The organism is Microbacterium sp. Leaf288, assembly GCF_001422925.1.
Classification (GTDB): Bacteria; Actinomycetota; Actinomycetes; order Actinomycetales; family Microbacteriaceae; genus Microbacterium.
Map to the genome: position 1 here is coordinate 281,175 of NZ_LMNI01000010.1, position 20,215 is coordinate 301,389.

The 20,215-nt window shown below is 68.2% G+C and carries 20 protein-coding genes and 1 pseudogene; 15 read left to right on the forward strand and 6 right to left on the reverse strand.

Annotation, left to right across the window (positions count from 1 at the left end; translation table 11 throughout):
- The first annotated feature begins 27 nt into the window (after positions 1 to 27).
- Complete coding sequence (locus ASF40_RS05510; RefSeq protein ID WP_056367216.1) at positions 28 to 801, forward strand: SDR family oxidoreductase; 774 nt, start codon at positions 28 to 30, stop codon at positions 799 to 801.
- A 4-nt stretch (positions 802 to 805) separates the two neighbouring features.
- Positions 806 to 2,785 carry a S9 family peptidase gene (locus tag ASF40_RS05515; RefSeq protein ID WP_056367217.1) on the forward strand — a complete coding sequence of 660 codons (1,980 nt, stop codon included), beginning with the start codon at positions 806 to 808 and terminating at the stop codon, positions 2,783 to 2,785.
- Positions 2,786 to 2,852: 67 nt separating this feature from the next.
- Here the strand turns inward: ASF40_RS05515 and ASF40_RS05520 are convergent, their stop codons facing one another.
- On the reverse strand, positions 2,853 to 3,410 hold the full coding sequence (locus ASF40_RS05520) for an HdeD family acid-resistance protein (protein WP_056367218.1): 558 nt from the start codon (positions 3,408 to 3,410) through the stop codon (positions 2,853 to 2,855).
- A gap of 186 nt (positions 3,411 to 3,596) precedes the next feature.
- Here ASF40_RS05520 and ASF40_RS05525 point away from each other — a divergent pair, with 186 nt between their 5' ends.
- The 3 genes from ASF40_RS05525 to ASF40_RS05535 are packed head-to-tail and all read left to right on the forward strand — an operon-like array spanning position 3,597 to position 5,181.
- A complete protein-coding gene (locus ASF40_RS05525) occupies positions 3,597 to 4,190 on the forward strand; it encodes a sulfite oxidase-like oxidoreductase (protein WP_082496893.1) in 594 nt (197 codons plus the stop codon).
- The gene (locus ASF40_RS05530; protein ID WP_200919457.1) at positions 4,187 to 4,912 is read left to right on the forward strand and encodes a ferredoxin reductase; all 726 of its coding nucleotides are present in this window, start codon (positions 4,187 to 4,189) and stop codon (positions 4,910 to 4,912) included. Before ASF40_RS05525 ends, ASF40_RS05530 begins: the two co-directional genes overlap by 4 nt.
- A complete protein-coding gene (locus ASF40_RS05535) occupies positions 4,909 to 5,181 on the forward strand; it encodes a DUF6510 family protein (protein ID WP_235560143.1) in 273 nt (90 codons plus the stop codon). Before ASF40_RS05530 ends, ASF40_RS05535 begins: the two co-directional genes overlap by 4 nt.
- A gap of 29 nt (positions 5,182 to 5,210) precedes the next feature.
- On the opposite strand, the gene ASF40_RS05540 is transcribed toward ASF40_RS05535, so the two are convergent.
- Complete coding sequence (locus ASF40_RS05540; RefSeq protein ID WP_056367222.1) at positions 5,211 to 6,131, reverse strand: AEC family transporter; 921 nt, start codon at positions 6,129 to 6,131, stop codon at positions 5,211 to 5,213.
- Positions 6,132 to 6,219: 88 nt separating this feature from the next.
- On the opposite strand from ASF40_RS05540, the gene ASF40_RS05545 reads away from it, so the two are divergent.
- From ASF40_RS05545 to ASF40_RS05570, 6 genes are all read left to right on the forward strand, one after another.
- Positions 6,220 to 6,669, forward strand: a complete 450-nt coding sequence (locus ASF40_RS05545) for a hypothetical protein (RefSeq protein ID WP_056367223.1) — start codon at positions 6,220 to 6,222, stop codon at positions 6,667 to 6,669.
- Positions 6,670 to 6,796: 127 nt separating this feature from the next.
- A complete protein-coding gene (locus tag ASF40_RS05550) occupies positions 6,797 to 8,224 on the forward strand; it encodes an anaerobic C4-dicarboxylate transporter (protein ID WP_056367224.1) in 1,428 nt (475 codons plus the stop codon).
- A gap of 55 nt (positions 8,225 to 8,279) precedes the next feature.
- Complete coding sequence (locus ASF40_RS05555; RefSeq protein WP_056367225.1) at positions 8,280 to 9,623, forward strand: M20/M25/M40 family metallo-hydrolase; 1,344 nt, start codon at positions 8,280 to 8,282, stop codon at positions 9,621 to 9,623.
- 485 nt (positions 9,624 to 10,108) lie between these two features.
- Positions 10,109 to 11,218: a tyrosine-type recombinase/integrase gene (locus ASF40_RS05560; RefSeq protein WP_056367226.1), complete on the forward strand. Its 1,110-nt coding sequence runs from the start codon at positions 10,109 to 10,111 to the stop codon at positions 11,216 to 11,218.
- On the forward strand, positions 11,215 to 11,559 hold the full coding sequence (locus tag ASF40_RS05565; protein WP_056367227.1) for a helix-turn-helix domain-containing protein: 345 nt from the start codon (positions 11,215 to 11,217) through the stop codon (positions 11,557 to 11,559). Before ASF40_RS05560 ends, ASF40_RS05565 begins: the two co-directional genes overlap by 4 nt.
- A gap of 235 nt (positions 11,560 to 11,794) precedes the next feature.
- Entirely contained in the window at positions 11,795 to 13,105 is a 1,311-nt protein-coding gene (locus ASF40_RS05570) for a hypothetical protein (protein WP_056367228.1), read from the forward strand.
- Between the two features lie 37 nt (positions 13,106 to 13,142).
- Here the strand turns inward: ASF40_RS05570 and ASF40_RS05575 are convergent, their stop codons facing one another.
- Positions 13,143 to 13,376, reverse strand: coding sequence for a hypothetical protein (locus ASF40_RS05575; RefSeq protein WP_056367229.1), 234 nt, complete (start codon positions 13,374 to 13,376; stop codon positions 13,143 to 13,145).
- A 65-nt stretch (positions 13,377 to 13,441) separates the two neighbouring features.
- Positions 13,442 to 14,107 (reverse strand): hypothetical protein, encoded by a 666-nt coding sequence (locus ASF40_RS05580; RefSeq protein WP_056367230.1) that lies wholly within the window; start codon positions 14,105 to 14,107, stop codon positions 13,442 to 13,444.
- 540 nt (positions 14,108 to 14,647) lie between these two features.
- Here ASF40_RS05580 and ASF40_RS05585 point away from each other — a divergent pair.
- Together ASF40_RS05585 and ASF40_RS05590 are read left to right on the forward strand one after the other, a co-directional pair.
- Positions 14,648 to 16,012 carry a DUF222 domain-containing protein gene (locus tag ASF40_RS05585; protein ID WP_056367231.1) on the forward strand — a complete coding sequence of 455 codons (1,365 nt, stop codon included), beginning with the start codon at positions 14,648 to 14,650 and terminating at the stop codon, positions 16,010 to 16,012.
- 85 nt (positions 16,013 to 16,097) lie between these two features.
- The gene (locus ASF40_RS05590) at positions 16,098 to 16,967 is read left to right on the forward strand and encodes an AraC family transcriptional regulator (protein ID WP_056367232.1); all 870 of its coding nucleotides are present in this window, start codon (positions 16,098 to 16,100) and stop codon (positions 16,965 to 16,967) included.
- Between the two features lie 22 nt (positions 16,968 to 16,989).
- Here the strand turns inward: ASF40_RS05590 and ASF40_RS05595 are convergent, their stop codons facing one another.
- A complete protein-coding gene (locus ASF40_RS05595; protein ID WP_056367233.1) occupies positions 16,990 to 17,556 on the reverse strand; it encodes a TetR/AcrR family transcriptional regulator in 567 nt (188 codons plus the stop codon).
- A gap of 84 nt (positions 17,557 to 17,640) precedes the next feature.
- Between ASF40_RS05595 and ASF40_RS21710 the strand changes: the two are divergent.
- Positions 17,641 to 18,030, forward strand: a pseudogene (locus ASF40_RS21710) (GNAT family N-acetyltransferase); the annotation flags it as partial.
- 350 nt (positions 18,031 to 18,380) lie between these two features.
- Here ASF40_RS21710 and ASF40_RS05600 read toward each other — a convergent pair.
- Positions 18,381 to 18,644 carry a DUF6458 family protein gene (locus ASF40_RS05600; RefSeq protein WP_056367234.1) on the reverse strand — a complete coding sequence of 88 codons (264 nt, stop codon included), beginning with the start codon at positions 18,642 to 18,644 and terminating at the stop codon, positions 18,381 to 18,383.
- 266 nt (positions 18,645 to 18,910) lie between these two features.
- On the opposite strand from ASF40_RS05600, the gene ASF40_RS05605 reads away from it, so the two are divergent.
- Positions 18,911 to 20,200: an MFS transporter gene (locus tag ASF40_RS05605; RefSeq protein WP_200919438.1), complete on the forward strand. Its 1,290-nt coding sequence runs from the start codon at positions 18,911 to 18,913 to the stop codon at positions 20,198 to 20,200.
- Positions 20,201 to 20,215: the final 15 nt, after the last annotated feature.

A 20,215-nucleotide genomic window follows, 5' to 3' on the forward strand; every position in this document is an offset into this window, starting at 1 on the left:
CTCGAACCTAGCAGGTAGGGTCTACACGTGACTCAGACTCTGACCCCGCTTCCCGAGAGCTCGCTGAGCGGCAAGACCGCCCTCGTGACGGGCTCGTCCCGCGGCATCGGCGCCGACACGGCCCGCTACCTCGCACAGGCCGGGGCGAACGTCGTCATCAACTTCCGCAACAAGGCTCCGCGCGCCGAGAAGCTCGCCGGCGAGCTGCGCGGATTGGGTGTCCAGGTGCTCGTCGTCGGCGCCGACCTCACCGACCCCGCATCCGTCCAGGCGATGTTCGACGAGGTCGCCAACACGTTCGGCTCGCTCGACATCCTCGTGCTCAACGCGTCGGGCGGCATGGAGTCGGGCATGGCCGAGGACTACGCGCTCCTGCTCAACCGTGACGCCCAGGTGAACGTGCTCGAGACCGCGCTGCCCCTCCTCGGCGACGGCTCGCGCGTCGTCTTCGTCACGAGCCACCAGGCGCACTTCATCCGCACCACCCCGACGATGCCCGAGTACGAGCCGGTCGCGCTCTCCAAGCGCGCTGGCGAGGACGCCCTGCGCGAGCGCATCCCCGCCCTCACCGAGCGCGGCGTCGAGTTCGTCGTCGTCTCGGGCGACATGATCGAGGGCACCATCACGGCGACGCTGCTCGAGCGGGCCAACCCGGGCGCGATCGCCGCCCGCCGCGACGACGCGGGCAAGCTCTACAACGTGTCGGAGTTCGCCGCCGAGGTCGCGCAGGCCGCGCTCGACCCGGTGCCTGCGGACAACACCCGTCTCGTCGGCGACGTCTCGTCGTTCGGGACGGAGTGACCCGATGAAGGCGAACGACATCGAGACCCTCGTCTCGGTCGGGCGTCCTGAGATCGCCGCCGACGGCTCGTTCGCCGTCTTCGCGACCTCTCGCCCCGACATCGCCGCCAACCGCAATGTCGGACAGGTGTGGCGCGTCGATCTGCCCGATGGCACGCCGCGCCGCCTCACACGCGGCACCGCCGACGGCGCCCCCCAGCTCTCTCCCGACGCCACGCGCATCGCGTTCGTGCGCGGCGACGCCAAGGGCAAGCCGCAGGTGCACGTGGCCGCCGCTGCCGGCGGCGAGCCGGTGCAGGCGACCGACGCGGTGCTGGGCGTCGAGGACTTCGCCTGGTCTCCGGACGGCGCGAGCATCGCGTTCGTCGCGCGCGTGCCCGAGAAGGGCCGCTACGGCAGCGTGGAGGGATTGGATGCTGCGGCCGAGGCGCCGCGGCACATCACCGGTGTGCGGTGGCACGCGAACGGCCTCGGCTACATCGGCGACCGGCCCGCCCACGTCTTCGTGATCGCCGCGCCCGCTGTGGACGCCGAGCCGTTCTACGAGCCTGCATCGGCGGTGCGCCCCGATGACGAGACGCCGCCCAAGAAGACGCTGGTCGCCGCGGAGGCGCGCCAGCTGACGGAGGGCACGGCATCGCACGGCGGGGTCGTCTTCACGTCCGACGGACGCGAGATCCTCACCGTTCCCGACGACATCGAGTCGGACCGCCGCGATCTGCGCGACCGCCTCATCGCCCTCGCGGTGGACGGCTCCGGGCAGCGTGAGGTGCTGGGACCCGACACCGGCATCGCGATCTACGACGCGGTCGTCGCCCCCGACGGCACGATCGCCCTCCTCGCGCACGAGGTCGGCGACGGCGTGGACTTCATCGCCCCCGGCGTCGGACTGTGGCTCCTCGAGGGCCGCGGTGCGCGTCGCGTCACCGACGCCGATGCGCTGAACTTCGGCGAGGGGCACCTGCGGGTGGACGGCGACGCCTTCCTCGTGCAGGATGCCGCGCGCGGCCGCGTGCGACTGCTGCGCGTCACGCGCGACGGTGCGGTCACCGAGGTCCTCGGCGGAGACGTCGAGGTGGGCGGCCACGCCACCGGCGGCGGCCGCGTCGTGGCAGCCGTGTCGCAGCCCGACTCGTTCGGCGAGCTCGTGCTCATCGAGGCTGGTGCCGCGCGGACGCTGACCTCGTTCGGGGCTCGGGCCGCAGCATCCGGAATCGTCCTCCCGCGGGAGCTGACGGTCACCGGGCGCGACGGCTACCCGGTGCACGGATGGGTCGCGACGCCGGAGGGCGAGGGACCGTTCCCGGTCATCCTGCAGATCCACGGCGGGCCTTTCGCCTCGTACGGGGTGCACCTGTTCGACGAGACGCAGGTGCTCGTCGATGCGGGATACGCCGTCGTGTACTCCAACCCCCGCGGATCCGCGGGGTACGGACGGGCGCACGGCCGCAGCATCCGTCAGCAGATGGGCACTGTCGACTTCGCCGACGTCATCGACTTCCTCGAGGGGGCGATCGCGGACGACGCCCGTCTGGACGGAGAGCGGGTCGGCGTGCAGGGCGGGTCGTACGGCGGATACCTCACGGCGTGGGTCATCGCCCACGACCACCGGTTCGCGGGCGCGATCGTGGAGCGCGGCTTCCTCGAGCCGCTCTCGTTCCAGGGCACGAGCGACATCGGCTCGTTCTTCGGCGACGAGTACGTCGGAGTCTCGGTGGAGGACATCGCGCGCCAGAGCCCGATGGCCGTCGTCGGCCAGGTGACGACGCCCACACTGGTGATGCACTCGGAGCTGGACTTCCGCTGCCCGCTCGAGCAGGCGACGCGGTACTACTCGGCGCTCAAGCGCCAGGGGACCGAGGCCGAACTGCTGGTGTTCCCCGGCGAGAACCACGAGCTCACGCGCGCAGGTCAGCCGCGGCATCGCGTCCAGCGCTTCGACGCGGTGCTGGACTGGTGGGACCGCCACCTGCCGGTCGGCTGATCCGATCACAGACACGAGTCGGCCCCGGGAGCTTCCGCTCCCGGGGCCGACTCGTTTCAGGCGCGGATCAGATGTCGCCCTTGAAGGTGAAGGCGCGGACGACGTTGATGATGCCGAGCACGACGAGCGAGATGCCGAGGATCCACCAGAGGATCGCGACACCCCAGACCGGCGCGAAGAGCACGACGATACCGGCGATGATGCTCAGGATGGCGAAGAAGATCGACCAGCCCTTCGACGACGCGTCGCCGAGCGTCGACAGCGCGACGATGCCTTCGACGATCCACATGATTCCGATGAGGATGCCGAGGAACAGCGCGAGCCACGCGGTGGTCTGCCCAAGGTTGAACAGGGCCACGACGCCGGCGATGATGAACAGGATGCCGAGCGCGATGTGGCCGACGCGGGCCCAGCCGCCCTTGGTCTTCGAGAAGATCCCGAGCCCGGCGTAGACGAGGCCGGCGGCGATCGCATAGATCGCGATGATCGCCGTGATGACCGCGGCGGTCTTGCCCGGCCAGACCAGGATCAGGATGCCGACGATGATGGCGAGGACGCCGCCGACGCCGAGCGCCGTGCGGATTCCGTTGACGGCCGACTTCTCGGCTTCGGATGCAGTGGACATGAGGGGCCTTTCTGAGAGTTCCCTGTACGTGGTGCGGCTAAAGCTTAGACCCCACATCGAACTTGCAAGCGACCATGAACGTGTGTTGCCCGATGCCCATCGCCTCGGCGGGCCGCAGCGCGCTAGCGTGAGCGTGCGTGACCGTGAGCGTGCGCGCCCGGCGCGGCGTGCAGGAGGAAGGTTTCGATGGCCGTCGTATCGAGAGGGTTCGGAGCGCGTCGCCGCGAGAGCGATCCGCGGCTGCCACCCGGGCAGTACCTGACGGAGGATTTTCCCGTGCTGTCGGCCGGTCCGACGCCGCGGATCGAGCAGGACGACTGGCGCTTCGGCATCCGCACCGAAGGCGGCGACGCGGTCTCGTGGACGTGGGACGAGTTCATGGCTCTGCCGATCGAGGACGTCGACACCGACATCCACTGCGTGACGCGGTGGTCGAAGCTGGGCACGTCCTGGCGCGGCGTGTCGCTCGACACCCTGCTCGACACGGTCGAGACCGACGCCGAATTCGCCATGGCGCACTCCTACGGCGGCTACACGACGAACGTGCCCATGGAGGACCTGCTCGGCGGGAAGGCGTGGGTCGCGTTCGAGTTCGAGGGCGAGCCGCTCGACCCCGAGCACGGCGGGCCGGCGCGGCTGCTCGTGCCGCATCTGTACTTCTGGAAGAGCGCGAAATGGGTGCGCGGGCTCACCCTCATGCAGGACGACGAGCCCGGATTCTGGGAGCAGAACGGGTACAACATGCACGGCGATCCTTGGACCGAGGAGCGGTATTGGTGACGGTCGGCGGCTGGCGGCCCGGCCGCGTCCTCGAGGCGCTGCCCGCGACACCGTCGGCGCGCATCCTGCGACTCGAGGTGCCGGGCTGGCCGGGCAGCACGGCGGGTCAGCACGTCGACATCCGGCTCACCGCCGAGGACGGCTACCAGGCGGTGCGGTCGTATTCGCTCGGTTCGTACGGCCCCGGCGACACGATCGAACTGGCGGTCGACGAGATCCCCGAGGGCGAGGTGTCGCCGTACCTCGTGGAGGATGTGCTGCCGGGCGACGAGCTCGAGGTCAAGGGGCCCCTCGGGGGCTACTTCGTGTGGCGACCCGGGGGAGAGGGGCCCGTGCAGCTCATCGCCGGGGGGTCGGGAATCGTGCCGCTGATGGCGATGGTGCGGGCTGCGACGGATGCCGGGGCTGCAGCATCCGTCCGACTGCTCTATTCCGTCCGCACGGCGAGCGACGCGATATATCGCGATGAACTCGAGCGGCTGGCCGACGACGGGGGAGTGGGGCTCACGTGGCGGTACACCCGCGCGGCGCCAGACGGCTGGACGGATCCGGTCGGGAGGCTGGACGAGGACGCACTGCGCGCGGCGACGTGGGAGCCGTCGCAGGAGCCGATCGTGTACGTGTGCGGACCCACGGGGTTCGTCGAGCACGTCGCCGACGCGCTCGTCGGGTGGGGCCATGAGCCCGCCCGGATCAGGACTGAACGCTTCGGAGGTGCATGATGCGTGCCGAGAACGCCGCGAGCGTCGTCGACGGCAACGCCGCGGCGGGGATGCTGTGGGATGTGTTCGGCACCGACGTCACCGCGCTGGTCGGCGTGTGCGGCGGATGCGGCGATGCCGCGCCGCTTGCGGAGGCCGTCGTCGAGATCGACGAGACGGCGGCGATCGTCCGTTGCCGCTCCTGCACCCACACGCTCTTCACCGTGCTGCGCGACGGGGACGAGATGCGGCTCGTGCTCGGGATGCTGCACGAGATCGTGCGGCCCTAGCCCGGTGAGACAGGTCAGCCGAGCAGCAGTCAGCCGAGCAGCAGGGTGACGAGGATCAGCACCGGGACACAGCCGATCGTCGTGAGGAACACGGTGTCGCGCGAGATCGTCTCGCCGACGTCGTAGCGCTGCGAGTAGTTGAAGACGTTCTGCGCCGTGGGCAGCGCGGCGAGCACCGTGACGATGAGCACGTCGTGCGGCGAGAGGCCGAACACGAACTCGGCGACCGCCCATGCGATCACAGGCATCGCGACGAGCTTCAGGATCGTGGCGAGAACGATGTCGCGCCGGCGCCCCGACGCCCCCAGCACGCGCTGCCCGTGCAGCGAGATGCCGTACGCGATCAGGAGGATCGGCACGCACGCGTTCGCGATGAGCATCGCCGGCTCCATCACGACGGGCGGCAGCTCGATCCCGAGCACGGAGACGAGCGTGCCCAGTACCGAGCCGACCACGATCGGGTTGGTCGCCACCCGGGCCACCGCGCGCCAGAGCGATGCGCGGGCGGTGGTCACAGCATCCAGGATCGCCATCGTGATCGGGGTGAACACCAGCAGCTGCATGAGGATGACCGGCGCGGGATACGCTGCGCTGCCGAGGAGATACAGCGACAGCGGGATGCCGATGTTGTTCGAGTTGACCTGACCCGCGCTGAGGGCGCCGATCACCGTCTCGCCGGCGGGGCGCCGCCAGATGAGACGGGCGATGACCGCGTAGACGAGGATGACGGCCACGGCCGCGATCGCCGACACCGGGAGGAGGGCCGAGAACAGTGTGTGGACGTCGGCCTGCGCGAGGACGACGAACAGCAGGAACGGGGAGAGCACGAAGAAGGTCAGGCGCGCGAGCACGGGCCGCGCGTGCTCGCCGAGCAGATCGATGCGCCCGAGGATCCAGCCCACGAGGATCGCCACGCCCACGACGACGAACCCGGTGAGCGACTCCAGCATGCTTCGAGCCTAGGAAGTCGTTCTCTGCGGTGCGAATCGCGCGTCACCGTCTGACAGACTGACACCCGCCGAGACCAAGGAGCGACGGATGCCTGAACCCCGTGACCGCGTGACCCGCAAGGCCGATCTGCTCACGGCGCTGACGGCTCCGGCGGCCGACGTCTGGGTGGCGACGGCATCCGCGGAGGCGGCGCCGCATCTCGTGCCGCTGTCGCTCGCGTGGATCGAGGACCGGGCGGTCATCGCGTTGGAGGGCGGATCGGTGACGGCGCGCAACCTCGGTGCGTCCGGGGTCGCGCGACTCGCGGTCGGTCCGACGCGTGACGTGGCGGTGATCGACGTCGTGCTCGAGCGGTCGGCGGGCGTGGACGACGACGCACCGCTGGGCGAGGCCTATGCGGCGCAGGCCGACTGGGACCCGCGCGGGCTCGCCGGCTACGTGTTCCTCGTGCTGCGGCCGACCCGGATCCAGGCGTGGCGCGAATCGAACGAACTGGCGGGCCGCGTGCTCATGCGGGGCGGCCACTGGGTCGTGTGACCGTCGCCGGCTCGTGTGGTTCCGCGGCGGGGCGGGAGTGACGGAAGTCACTTCCTGCGACTCCCTCGACGCCGGAGCCGCGCGTCGCTATCGTCGGCGCTGAGGGGAAGTCGATTCGGGGGTTTCGATGGAGACAGTGATCGTCATCCTGCAGGCCTGCGTGGTGATCGGCGCAATCGTCATGGGCGTGCGCACCGGCGGGATCGGACTCGGGCTCTGGGGTGTCGTCGGCACCGCGATCCTGGTGTTCGTCTTCCGACTCGAGCCGGGATCGCCTCCCGTGGACGCGTTCTTCATCATCATCGCGGTGATCACGGCGTCCTCGGCGATGCAGGCCGCCGGCGGCATCGACTACCTCGTGGCGATCGCCTCCAAGATCATCCAGCGCAATCCCGCCCGGCTGACCTTCGTCGCGCCGCTCGTCGCCTTCGTGTTCACCGTGCTGTCGGGCACGTCGAACATCTTCTTCGCGCTGATCCCGGTGATCTACGAGACCGCCTACCGCAACGGACAGCGTCCCGAGCGCGCGCTTGCGGCGTCGACCGTGACCTCGGGCCTCGGCATCACCGCGAGCCCCGTGTCGGCGGCGATGGCGGCCTATCTCGTGCTCATGGACGGCACCGGGTACGGCCTTCCGCAGATCCTGGCGGTGACAGTGCCGGCGGCGATCATCGCGTGCATCGCCACATCGTTCGTGCAGCAGCGCATCGGCAAGAACCTGCTCGACGACCCCGTGTTCCTCAAGCGCGTCGAGGAGGGGACCGTCGAGGTGCCGGCGCCGCTCAAGGCCGCGTACGCCGCGAAGATCGGCGGTGGTGCGGGTGCCGGAACCTCGAGCCTGGGCGCACCCGCCGGGGGAGAGGCCGTGAAGGTGCAGCCCGTGGAACACCCCGTGCCTCCGGGCGGCGCGACGGCGGCGTGGATCTTCATCGCCGGCACGCTCCTGGTCGTGACGCTCGGCCTGTTCCCCTCGCTGCGCCCGGCGTTCCCGAACGACGAGGGCGAGCTCGTGCCGATCGGGATGTCGCCGGTCATCGAGATGGTGATGTTCACCGTCGCCCTCGTGATCATCCTCGTGCGCAAGGTCAAGCCGTCGCTCGTGGTCGAGCAGCCGCTGCTGCGTGCCGGCTATGTCGCCGCTGTCGCCCTCTTCGGCATCGCGTGGATGGCCGACACCTTCATCTCGGCGAACGAGGAGACGATCATCGAGCCGCTCGGCGCGATGATCGAGTCCAACCCGCTGCTGCTGGCCGTCGCGCTGTTCCTCGTCTGCGGCCTCACCACCAGCCAGTCCGCGACCACGAACACCCTCATCCCCATCGCGCTCGCCGCCGGGCTCGCGCCGGGAGTGATCACGGCGATGTGGCCGTCGCTCATCGGCGTCTGGCTGTTCCCCGCGAACGGCTCGCAGATCGCGTCGGTCGAGACCGACCAGACCGGCTCGACGAAGCTCACCCAAGTGCCCGTCTGGCACTCCTTCACGATCCCGATGCTGGTCTCGTGGGTGGCCGTCGTCGCCTCGGGTCTGCTGATCCAGCTCATCATCCCGGCCTGAACCGGCCCGGATCCACGGCGTCTGAGCGCGCGCCCGCGTGCGGAGAGGAGCAAGCATGTCCGACACGAACGAGGTCGCGGAGGGCGCCGCTGCGCTCATGCCCGAAGTGATCGAGCGCCTCGAGACCCTGGTGCGGATCCCGTCCGTGGCCTTCCCGGGCTTCGATCCCGCACCCGTCCACGAGATGGGTAGGGCCGTGGTGGAGCTGTTCGAGGCCGCCGGCGCGACCGGGGTGTCGCTCGTCGACGTCCCCGACGGGTATCCGTGTGTGTTCGCAGACCTCGCGGGACCCGAGGGGTCGCCGACGGTGCTGCTCTACGCCCACTACGACGTGCAGCCGGCGCCCGAGAGCCAGCGCTGGTCCACACCGCCGTTCGAACCGGTCACGAAGGAGGACGGGCGCATCTACGGCCGCGGCGCCGCCGACGACAAGTCCGGGCTCGTCATCCACTACGCGACCCTCAAGCTGCTCGGCGCCGACCGGCCGTGCCGCGTGAAGATCCTCGTCGAGGGGGAGGAGGAGACGATCTCGCACCTCGAGGCCTTCGTCGAGGCGAACCCCGAGAAGTTCGCGGCCGACGCGTATGTCATCGCCGACATCGGCCCTCAGGCGCCGGGCCGGCCGGGTCTCACGACGGCGCTCCGTGGCGATGTCGCCTGCACCGTCACAGTGCGGACGCTCGCGAACCCCGTGCACTCGGGAGAGTTCGGGGGAGCGGCACCCGACGCCCTCACCGCGATGATCCGCATCCTCGACACGCTGCACGATGACAACGGCGACACGGTGATCCCGGGTGTCGACAGCGGCCACTGGGATGGCGCGGAGATGGACGAGGACGTGTACCGGGGCGGCTCGGCGATCCTTCCGGGCGTGGAGTTCCTCGGGACGGGCTCGCTGTCGGACCGCATCTGGGCGAAGCCGTCCGTCACCGTCCTCGGCATGGATCTGCCGAACACGACCGAGGCGTCGAACGTGCTGCTGAACGAGGTGAAGGCGAAGCTGTCGATGCGCATCATCCCGGGCTCCGACGGCGACGCCCAGCTGGAGGCGCTGATGGCGCACCTGCGGTCACAGCGGCCCTGGAACGCCGAAGTGGTCGTCGAGAAGGTGAAGGTGGGGCATCCGTTCGCCGTCGATGAGTCGCACCCGGCGATCGTCGCCGCGGAGGACGCGCTGCGCGAGGCCTACGGTGCCGACGTGGAGTCCATCGGCAGCGGCGCATCGATCCCGCTCGTCGCGTCGTTCAAGAAGATCGCTCCCGATGCGGCCATCGTGCTGTGGGGCGCCGAGGACACGGCGCTCGCTCGCATCCACGCGTCCGATGAATCGGTCGACCCGAAGGAGATCGAGCGGATGATCGTCGCGCAGACGCTGTTCATCCGCGAATTCGCCGGATGACGACGGATGCTGCGACCCGCGGTGTGCGACGGAACTACAGCGGTGTAACACGATCAGGGAAAGTCATCCGGTTGACACTGTCTCGTGTGCGTGGCGATTCAGCGCGTGGGCAGGAGCGCGTGGGCGAACTTCGGTGATGGAGCCCCTTCTGGGAACCCCTTCTGGCGCGGGGGTCTGGAAGGGGTTCCGTTCGCGCTCCTTCTCCGTCGCGCCGATAATGCACATTATGTCAACTCGTAATGACTCTATGGGCGAGATTCGCACATAGAGCGAAATCGGGTAACGCCCACCGGTCCCCTCGAATCCATCCCTGGCCTGGCCTTCTTCGAGCCGCTTGTACTGTTGGGTAAACCAAGCGGCATAAGCGCGACCGTTCAGAAGCTTCACCTCTGCATCTAGCCTGACCAGGCATTTGTCGCATCGCGGTAGCAAGAACTGCATGCTGTGTGCGATTCTTGCAACCGGTTCAGGCGCGAGGAGGCAGTGTGGACGAGGACTCGAACGTGGTGCTCTTCGCTCCGTTCGGCGGCTCCGTTCCAGACCCAGACTTCTTCCTCGAGAGCGTGCTGGACGGCTGGGAGCGTCAGCAGCGTGGCAAGGACTTCGCGTCGGGAACGATCGGCTCTCGCCGATCACTTGTAGTCCAGCTGGTCGACTTCAGTGGGCACTACCCGTGGCAGTGGACGCTCGCGGACGCCGATGACTTCTTCTCCCATGCCCGCGGCATCCGCAATCTTGCCCACGCGACCGTGCGTTCCTATCAGACGGCGATCAAATTGTTCTGCGACTTCGCGTGCGATCCCCGCTACGACTGGAATGAGCAGTGCGCGCGCCTGTTCGGCGCCGGGTTCGCGCAGGTGATCACCGAGCTCAACCGGATCAGCCACGCTCAACCGACCGATGCGCGGCCGGCGAAGCGGCCGTTCACCCAGCGTGAGCTGCAGCAGCTGTTCGACCTGGCCGATCTCGAGGTGCAGCGCGTCATCAACTCCGGCCGACGCGCCCCGATCGCGGCCTGGCGCGACGCCGTCGCACTGAAGGCCGCATACAGCTGGGGCCTGCGCTCCAACGAGCTTCGCCACCTCCAGCTCGTCGACCTGTCCCGCAACCACAGGGCCCCCTACTTCGGCGACTATGGCGTAGTCCGGGTGCGGTGGGGCAAACCCCACCGAGGCTCGGCGAAGAAGGTGCGCTCGGTGCTCACCGTCTGGGAGTGGAGCGTCGACGTCGTACGCGACTGGGTGACTAACGGTCTCCCCCACTACGGCGAACCCCTCACCGACCTGTTCCCCACCAGCAAGGGCAACGTGGTGGGCGAATCGCACCTGCTCGGCCGGCTGCGCGCCTTCATCGACGAGCTCGGTTTCCCGCCGGGGCTCGACATCCACTCCTTCCGGCGCTCGTACGCTACCCATCTCATCATCGGCGAAGGCTTCGACGTCGCGTTCGTGCAGATGCAGCTCGGACACGAGCACGCGTCCACGACATCCATCTACGCCCTCCCCTCCCCCGACTACCAGACCCGAGCTTTGCAGCAGATCCATGAACGGACCCTGGCGGCCGCGAAGCAACTCCCACGAAGGAGAGAACCATGACACGACGCGAGATCCACTACACCTGGCGCGTGAGGGAAATCATGGCGCGCCGCAACATCTACCTCGCCAAAGACCTTGCGCCGCTCCTCCATGAACGCGGCATCACGCTGACCGCCAACGCGATCTGGCGCATCGTCAAGGACGAGCCCGAGCGCATCTCGATCCAGATGCTTGTCGCTCTCGCCGACGCCCTTGACGTCTCCCTCGACGAGCTCATCACCTACACCGCCCGCGATGCGCGCACCATCCGGGCCAAGCGCGCCGCCGGCGACCGGCTCCCCGACATCCGCGACTACCGCCCCACCCGGGCGCGCATCCTCGACGACGATGACGACGAGTAGACCGGGTCGGCCCAGCAGCGGCGGTAACGGCTCCGCCCGACCTCCCACCCTTCGCACCTTCACCGATCCGATCCCTCGCGGGAGACCTCGCTCCACTGGCGATCTCCGCTGCGACCGCTGCCAGAACAAAGTCGCACGCATCCGGGTGCGATGGCCCGACGGCGCCATCTGCGGCCCCTGCTTCACCACCGCCACCCACACCTACGGCACCTGCGCACACTGCCACACCCACCGGATGACGCCCGGCCGCTCCGCCACCGGTCAACCGATCTGCCGCGACTGCGCCGGCATCCGAACCAACCTCACCTGCAACCGCTGCGCACAGGAAGCCGAACGCCACCGCGGCGGACTCTGCGCGCGCTGCGCCCTCAACGACGACCTCAACGCCCTGCTCAAACCTGGAAACGACCGCCAGATCCTGCAACTCGTCGACGCCCTCGCCGCCGCCGACCGGCCGGAAAGCATCATCAGCTACCTCCGAGGCGCTCGAGCGCACGAGCTACTCACGCGCATCGGCACCCGCGAACTGCCGCTCACCCACGAAGCACTCGACTCACTCCATCGATCCGCGGCCGCGGAACACATTCGCGCCCTGCTCACGCACCACGGCGCGCTCCCACGGAGAGGCAGTGAACCGGTGGCCCGTTTCAGACTCTGGCTCACGGCACGTCTGGCGCAGCTTCCCGACGACGGCACCCGCAGCAACATCGAACAATTCGCTACATGGCGACACCTCCGCCGCATCCGCGAGAAGGAGAAGCACGCCGATGCGGTCAACCTCGACACGGTCACCCACGCCGCCAAGCAGGAGATCACCGAAGCCAGCAAGTTCCTGGTCTGGCTCCGCACCGCCCACAACGTCGGCCCCGCCGGCATCCAGCAAGCCCACGTCGACGAATACCTCAGCGAAGGCGCGACGACCCGGACACACATCCGGAACTACATGCACTGGCTGCAGCGCGGAAAGAGCCGCCGCCAGCGAACCATGGACGCCCCACACCGCGTCGCAAAATCGCTGCCGATGGTCACCCAGGAGCAACGACTGGAGATGGTGCGCAACTGCATCGAGCTGGGACAAGTCGTTGCATCCACCCGGATCGCGGGCCTGATCTTCCTGCTCTGGGCGCAACCCCTCAACCGGATCGTGATGCTGCGGCAACGAGACGCCCTGCGGCGCGTCGACGGCCTCTACCTCCAGCTCGGAAGTACGCCCACCGTCGTGCCGAGCGAGCTCGCCGAAACCTTCGTAACCTACTTCGCGGCACCCGACAACCAACGCACCGGCAACACCGGCACGGACTGGCTCTTCCCCGGCCGACGAGCCGGAGGCCACCTTCACGAACGGACGCTGAGCCAGCAGCTCAAAGTCCTCGGAATCGACCCTCAACGCGCCCGCAACGCCACACTGCAGGACCTCACCCGGCAAGTCGACGCCCGCAGCCTCATCGACCTCCTCGGCTACAGCGGCCACACCATCACGCTCCACGCCGCGCGCGCCGCAGCACCAAAGGCTGATTACATAACTCTCCGACGAGAGCGTGATTGATCCCGGCAGGACTGGGGAGGCGCTTCCACTTGTGTAGTCACCCGTTCAGATCCACCTCGTCTCCGAAAGGCTCCGAACCGGAACCAATCGGATCGAGCACCACCTCGAAGTCGGGTCCGAGTTCCGCCTGGAGAATCGCGCGCAGCTCATGAGCCTCTGAAAGATGGCCGAGTCGTACTTTGCGCGACCTCCATCCATGGACTTCGTCGACGTTCTCGCTGAACTCGCGTGACCATGCCGCGAGGCGTTCGACAAGATGCTCGTTCAGCACCTCCGCGCCGAACCCGTAGTCGTTGCCGCAGCGGATAGGCCACCCAACCCACGGCAACCCAAGTTCTACTCGTACCACCATTGTGCAAACCGGCGGCAATCCGTGGTGTCAGGGGCGTAGCTCGTGATCACACGATTGTTGGTCATCGAGACGACGACAGAAGGGTTGAAGGTATAGAGGAGGGTTCCGCTCGTCGTCCAGATCTGGATCATCGACGTGTAGCAGCGCTTACCGCCGTACTCTTTCGTGTAGTTGTCCGGCCAATCGAGCACCTGGCGAGTGATTCCCTCCATGAAGTCGTCCCAGGCGACCGAACTCGGTATCGCGTTCACCCGAGCCTGCCACTGGTTCTGGTGGCGGTCCTGGATGTGATGCCAGCCATACGTCTTGGTGCTGATCGGACCGCACTGGAGGTAGACGGTCCCAGTGGCCTGGGGTACCCAGCCGTAGGACCGGAGCGGAAAATCGGGAAACTGAGGAGTCCCCACCCCGAAGCACGCGGCGTATGCCGTGGGGGTGTCGATAAGCATCGGCGTGATCGTACCGGGGGATTGAGTCTGCTCGCTCGGGATTAGATCGGTCAGATCGGATAAGTAGGTCCGTTCACCCGACTCGGGATGGTAAATGTACACCTCCGGCTCCGGCGGCGCCTCGGCCGCTCCCATCAGCAGTGGAGTCAGTAGGGTGACGCAGGCGCCCATAATGAGTGTTCTCAGAGCCACGTTGCTCATCTGCTATTCCTTCTCTTTAGCCGGACCCAGGCTGGGTCTTTGAGGATTGGGCCGAGCGTATCGACTTGTCTCGGAATACGCTGTCCCCCATTGGGTGGACAAGGTGGCATGGTGAGGAAACGGGTAACGCGGTTTCCCAGCATGCGTGAAGCTGTGAGGTGGAGGAATCTCACGACGCTCCCCTGAAATCGACGCCGACCTGCGGTTTGTGGGGTCAGCGTCGTCGGCGTTGAGCTTGCTCTGTCGTCTGCGAGCGTTGGAGGCAGACGACGCGGCGACTGTCACGGGCTCCGTCGACCGCACGTTGGAAGCTCCCGACGTCGCGCAGAGTCTCCCGGCGGTCAGTTCGACGGGATCGACAAGTGGTTCGGCCTGGAAGGCGTATGAGCTTCTCCCCCGCCGAGAGGTTTTCGAGCGGCGGATCCACCGTAGCGGCGCGGTCGGCGTAAGGATCGCTGGAGGCGCGATCAGACGTCTTATCTTCGATCAACCTTCACGTCAGATCTATGCAGGATCGAAGATAAGTACTAAACTCGACTCATGGAAGCCCTCTCGCCGACCGTTGAACATGTGGGCCATGCGTTCGTGCTCAGGGAGTTGTTCGGGGACGCGGAGTCAGCGCAGTTCGAGATGAACCGGCGTGCGTCGCGGCAGAGCGAGCATCTCGCCGAGGTGCTCGACTTCGCGCGCGCACATCCTGAGCTGTACGTGAACGTGGACTTCGATCCACGCCTCGCCGGAAGGTTTCCATCGCTCGGCGGCGATGCCACGCTGGCGGAGCGGTGCGCAGCTCTCGAGGCGTCTTCGCGGCTGCGGCTCACGGAGGGCGAAGTGCGGTCGTCGGCGGCCGTGGCGCAACGGGCGCTCGCGCAACTCCCCCGCGTTTGGCAGGCCGCGCGCGATGGGCTGATATCGATCGCGCACGTGAAGGCCGTACTCGCCCAGTTGCCGCTCATCGAGAGTGTCCCCGATGCGAGCGGCGGGTTCGATGAGCTGATGCGCGATATTGCCGTGTCGTCCACTGTCAGCGGCACCCGCCGGCAAGCTCGCCTGGTCGCCGACCGGCTGACGGCGTGCACCCGCACGCAGCGGCACGTAGCCGCCTTCGCTCGACGCACGGTGTACGTCGAGGACGTCGCCGACGGCATGTCGTGGGTATACGCGATGGTCACAACAGATCGTGCACACGCTTTCGACCGCGAACTCTCGCTGACGGCGAAGCAGATGCCTGCGGTCCAGCGCGACGGTCGCACGACAGGGCAGATCCGTGCGGATCTGTTCGCTGACATGTTGATCGGCGGCGACGTCACTCGAGTGAAGTCGAAGGTGCTCGTGACCGTTCCTCTCGACCGGCTCGTTCCCGCGGCGAGGGCGAGCGTGCGCCTCCCGGCGATCTCCACCGAGGTGGCGGGTCTGGATCTGAACAGTGACTGCCTGATCCCCGGAATCGGAGCGATCGACGATGCCACCGCCCGGCAGATGCTGCTCGACGCCGGCGCATTCACAAGGGTGATCACCGACCCGGTCACCGGCGTCATCCTCGACATGGACCGGCGAGCCCGCAAGGCCACCCGTGCGCAACGAGAGTGGCTGGCTCTGGTGCATGGCACGTGCGCACGCGACGGCTGCGACCGCCTCGCGATCGACGGAGACATCGATCACCACTGCGCTTATCACGGTCCTGATCGCGGCGAAACCGACATCGCGAACCTCGATCCGCTGTGCGACCCCGACCACGCGCTGAAAGACACCACGCTGCTGCGACATCAGAGGCGGGAGGACGGCAGCATCGAGGTCGAGTTCCCCAGCGGGCATCACACCACCAACCCGTTCGCCGGCCTGCGAGAACGCGTCCGCGCGTTGCTCGACCGGATCGCAGAACCGCCGGAGAACCCGCCCTTCTGACATCCCATGCGGCACGATCGAATCGAACCGCGATAGTCGGGCGCGTCCCTGCGTGCCCGACGAGGCTGGTGTGGAAGGAGGAACCGTGATCGCGATTCTCAACCGGGTGATCGAGCTCGTCGAAGCCGACCTGTCGGTCGACGTCGACGTCGCCGGGCTCGCCGCCGGCCTCGGCACCACCGAGTACCACGCACGCCGCATGTTCTCATCGCTCGCGGGGATGCCGCTGTCGGAGTACATCCGCCGCCGGCGGATGACCGTCGCTGCCGCTGAGGTGCTCGGCGACGGCGAGATGCTCGACATCGCGGTGCGCCATGGCTACGGCTCCACCGAGGCGTTCGGTCGTGCGTTCCGTGCGGTGCACGGTGCGAGCCCCGCTGATGTGCGCCGCGACGGCGGTCCCCTTCGATCGCAACCGCAGCTCAGGTTCCGCCTGACCGTAGAAGGGAACACACCCATGGACACCCGTATCGCCGACCGACCGGCCTTCCTGCTGATCGGTCATGCCGCACGCGTGCCCCTCATCCACCAGGGGGTCAATCCGCACATCCAGGCCCACGTCGCCGCTCTGCCCGTCGCCGAGCACGCGCGGCTCAAGGACCTCAGCAGCACCGAGCCCGCGGGGCTTCTGCAGGTGAGTGCCGACATCGACCCCGACTACATCGAGGGCAGCGAGCTGACCTACCTCCACGGTGTCGCGGTCGGTGAGGACGTCTCCCCGCCCGATGATCTCGATGTGATCGAGGTTCCGGCCGGCGCGTGGGCGGTCTTCCGCACGGAAGGCCCATACCCCGCCGCGCTTCAATCGACCTGGGCCGCGACGGCGAGCGACTGGTTCCCGTCCAACCCCTGGCGACTGCGGCCGGGTCCGTCCATCGTGGCGGTGCTCGACCGCTCCCCTGACTTCAGCACGGCGACGTGCGAACTGTGGTTGCCGGTCGAGCGCGACGAGTGATCGGGTCGGTCTTCCGGCGGGTTCAGAGGGACGCCGCGAAGATCGACTCGACGACCTCTGTCACGGCGTCGTGATCCGGGAGGGCGCCCGACGCTCCCGCCGACAGGAGGTAGGCGCTGCCCGCGAGCGCCAATGCCAGAACGGGGACGTCGGCGTCCTTGCGGATCCACCCGACCTCGCGTCCCGCGGCCAGGACGTCCGCGACCGCGGTCGTCGCATCTCCGAGCAGCGGAATGCCGGGCGAACCATCGCCGACACGCCGCCGCACACCGTCGCGGCCGATGACGAGGCTCACGAGCCCGAGCATCGTCGGTGTGAAGGTCTGCTCGATCACATCCGTGGTCGCGGCCGCGGCGGAGTCCGCCACACGCGGCTCGATCGCCTGGATGCGGACGGCCTCGTCTGCCACGAGGGCTGCGACGTAGGCGTCGAAGTCCTCGAAGTGGCGATGCAGCACACCCTTCGCGACGCCGGACGCCTCGGTCACCGACCTGCTGGTGAGCGCGTCGGCTCCGTGTGCCGCGAGAACTTCTCGTCCCGCATCCAGCAAGACGCGGCGAGGATCCTGAAGCGCGTGACCGGTGGGCATCCAACTCCTAATGGGCGAGCGCCCATTCAAAGTGGGCGCATGGTCACTCTACCTCCGGAACGCGTCGTCTGGCAGACTTCCGGGATGCCGCACACCGACGCGCTCGCCCGCCTCTGGCCCGCTTCGGCGGTGTCGGTGCGCGCGGGCGACCTCGAGCTCCGCTGGATCGATGACGCTCTCCTCGTGCAACTCGCGGAACTGGCGGGTCGAGGCATCCATGATCCTGAGATGATGCCGTTCGAGCACCCCTGGTCGCGCGGCACGGCGGAGGAGGTCGCGCGGAGCGTTCTCACATTCCAGTGGGGCATCCGAGGCCGCGTCTGCGCCGACGCGTTCGTGCTCGAGTTCGCGGTTCTGCACGACGGCATCCCCGCCGGCGTTCAGGGGCTGACGGCGAATGAGTGGCCGGTGCTGCGCCGTGTGACGACAGGATCGTGGCTGGGGCACGCTCACCAGGGGCGCGGCATCGGCACCCGCATGCGGATGCTTGCGCTCCACCTCGCGTTCGAGGGCCTCGGGGCGCGGGAGGCGACGTCGGGCGCCTTCGTCACAACGGTCCGTCGAATGCCGTGTCACGGCGCGTGGGCTACGAGTCCGATGGCGCCGTCCATGTCGCTCGCGAAGGCGTCGCGGTGCTGCACAACCGCTTCGTCATGTCGCGCGAGCGCTGGGAGTCTCTCCGCGGCGATCATGCCGCAGCACTTGGCACGCCGATCGAGATGCGAGGGGTCGAGGCGTTCCGATCGTCGATCGAGACCTCCTCCGAGCACCTGCGCACATTACTCCGGCTGCGGGCACCGCAGCGCCCGCAGCCGGAAAGTCGTTCAGAGTCCGGCGGTGTCGTCCGTCGTGCTCGTGCTCCGGCGTGTGACCTGCTCGTTGACGTTGGGGTCGACCGCGGTGCGCGTGACGGACTCCGTGCGGCGGCGACGCGCCAGGAGCACGATGCCGATCAGGAAGATGACGGCTCCGGCACCCATGAGGATGTAGCCGATCATGTCGAGATTCACCCACTCGACCTCCACGTTCACCGCGAACGCGAGGATCGCTCCGATGGCGAAGAGGGCGATGCCTGCTCCGATACTCATGCGAGGTGTCCTTTCCGGGGCACGGCGAGCGGCCCTCCCCTGTATCGGGACGAGTAGTCCCTCGCCTACGCTCCCGCATCCCCACCTGTATCAGGGAGGGGGTTGACAGGCGACGGATGCTGCCGCAAGGCGCAGCTCGGCTCAACCCCGCAGGACGGCCCGGTGAGTGGGCGGGCGCGGGCGGCAGCATCCGTCGCGGTGACTACTGTGGAAGGGTGCACAGTCTGTCCCGTCCTCGCGCGACGGGGCCGGGAGCATATGCCTGGGTGATCTGGGCGGTCGGCGTCGCCGCGTACGTCCTCGCGATCACGAACCGCTCGTCGCTGAGCGCCGTCGGCGTGGATGCCGCAGCGCGCTTCGACGCGGATGCCGCGACGCTGTCGATGTTCGCGGTGGTGCAGCTCGCGGTGTACGGCGGGATGCAGATCCCGATCGGCGTCCTTCTCGACCGGTACGGCGCGCGGCCGATCATGACGGTCGGGATGCTGCTGATGGCGGTGGGACAGCTGACCATGGCGATCTCCCCCAGCGTCGGCGTGGCGATCCTCGCGCGCATGCTGCTGGGCGCCGGAGATGCGGCGATCTTCCCGGGCGTGCTGCGCCTGATCGCGACGTGGTTTCCCGCGCAGCGCGGCCCGATCATGGTGCAGCTCACCGGCATCGTGGGTCAGTCGGGGCAGTTGGTGGCGCTGATCCCGCTCGCGGCGCTGCTGCACGCCACCAGCTGGACCATCACCTTCGGCAGCATCGCCGGGCTCGGCGTGCTGTTCGCGATCCTCGTCTTCCTGCTCATCCGCAACCACCCGCCCGACCGCGACGAGGACGTGTCGGTCGACACCGACACGGGCGCGATCCGGGTCGTGACGTCGTCGGTGGACACCGGGGTCGGCATCCGCGCGGCCTGGGCGCATCCGGGGACACGTCTGGCCTTCTGGTCGCACTTCACCACGCCGTTCGCGGGAACCGCGTTCGTGCTGCTGTGGGGCATGCCGTTCCTCACCGCGGGCGAGGGGCGCACGACGGCCGAGGCCGCGTCGATCATGTCGCTGTACGTCGTGGTGGGCATGGCGCTCGGACCCATCATGGGCGAGCTGTCGCGCCGCATCCCGCACCTGCGTTCGCGGGCGCTCGTGCTGCCCACCGTCGCCGTGCAGGCGGTCGCCTGGCTCGTCGTGATCGCCTATCCGGGACCGGCGCCGCTGTGGCTCCTGCTCGCGCTCGCCGTGGCCCTCGCGACCGGCGGGCCCGCGTCGATGATCGCGTTCGACCACGCCCGCACGCACAATCCGTCGCACCGCCTCAGCACCGCTACCGGGGTGACGAACGCGGGCGGATTCCTCGCGGCACTCCTCGCGATCCTCCTCATCGGCCTCGCGCTCGACCTGCAGGGGGCGGGAACGCCCGAGACGTACAACCTGGATGCCTTCCGTCTCGCGTTCCTGATGCAGGTGCCGCTGTGGGCGCTCGGCAGCATCTTCATCGTCATCGAGCGCAAGCGCACGCGCATCCGCCTCGGAATGGATCCGCCCCGCGCGCGGCGCCGCCGGCGCGGCTGAGCGCGGCTGAGCGCC

Excerpts from the sequence above, each read along its gene's own strand:
- ASF40_RS05515 (WP_056367217.1), top strand. The coding sequence starts at position 806 with ATGAAGGCGAACGACATCGAGACCCTCGTCTCGGTCGGGCGTCCTGAG.
- ASF40_RS05520 (WP_056367218.1), bottom strand. The coding sequence starts at position 3,410 with ATGTCCACTGCATCCGAAGCCGAGAAGTCGGCCGTCAACGGAATCCGC.
- ASF40_RS05525 (WP_082496893.1), top strand. The coding sequence starts at position 3,597 with ATGGCCGTCGTATCGAGAGGGTTCGGAGCGCGTCGCCGCGAGAGCGAT.
- ASF40_RS05535 (WP_235560143.1), top strand. The coding sequence starts at position 4,909 with ATGATGCGTGCCGAGAACGCCGCGAGCGTCGTCGACGGCAACGCCGCG.
- ASF40_RS05540 (WP_056367222.1), bottom strand. The coding sequence starts at position 6,131 with ATGCTGGAGTCGCTCACCGGGTTCGTCGTCGTGGGCGTGGCGATCCTC.
- ASF40_RS05545 (WP_056367223.1), top strand. The coding sequence starts at position 6,220 with ATGCCTGAACCCCGTGACCGCGTGACCCGCAAGGCCGATCTGCTCACG.
- ASF40_RS05550 (WP_056367224.1), top strand. The coding sequence starts at position 6,797 with ATGGAGACAGTGATCGTCATCCTGCAGGCCTGCGTGGTGATCGGCGCA.
- ASF40_RS05555 (WP_056367225.1), top strand. The coding sequence starts at position 8,280 with ATGTCCGACACGAACGAGGTCGCGGAGGGCGCCGCTGCGCTCATGCCC.
- ASF40_RS05565 (WP_056367227.1), top strand. The coding sequence starts at position 11,215 with ATGACACGACGCGAGATCCACTACACCTGGCGCGTGAGGGAAATCATG.
- ASF40_RS05570 (WP_056367228.1), top strand. The coding sequence starts at position 11,795 with ATGACGCCCGGCCGCTCCGCCACCGGTCAACCGATCTGCCGCGACTGC.
- ASF40_RS05580 (WP_056367230.1), bottom strand. The coding sequence starts at position 14,107 with ATGAGCAACGTGGCTCTGAGAACACTCATTATGGGCGCCTGCGTCACC.
- ASF40_RS05585 (WP_056367231.1), top strand. The coding sequence starts at position 14,648 with ATGGAAGCCCTCTCGCCGACCGTTGAACATGTGGGCCATGCGTTCGTG.
- ASF40_RS05595 (WP_056367233.1), bottom strand. The coding sequence starts at position 17,556 with ATGCCCACCGGTCACGCGCTTCAGGATCCTCGCCGCGTCTTGCTGGAT.
- ASF40_RS05600 (WP_056367234.1), bottom strand. The coding sequence starts at position 18,644 with ATGAGTATCGGAGCAGGCATCGCCCTCTTCGCCATCGGAGCGATCCTC.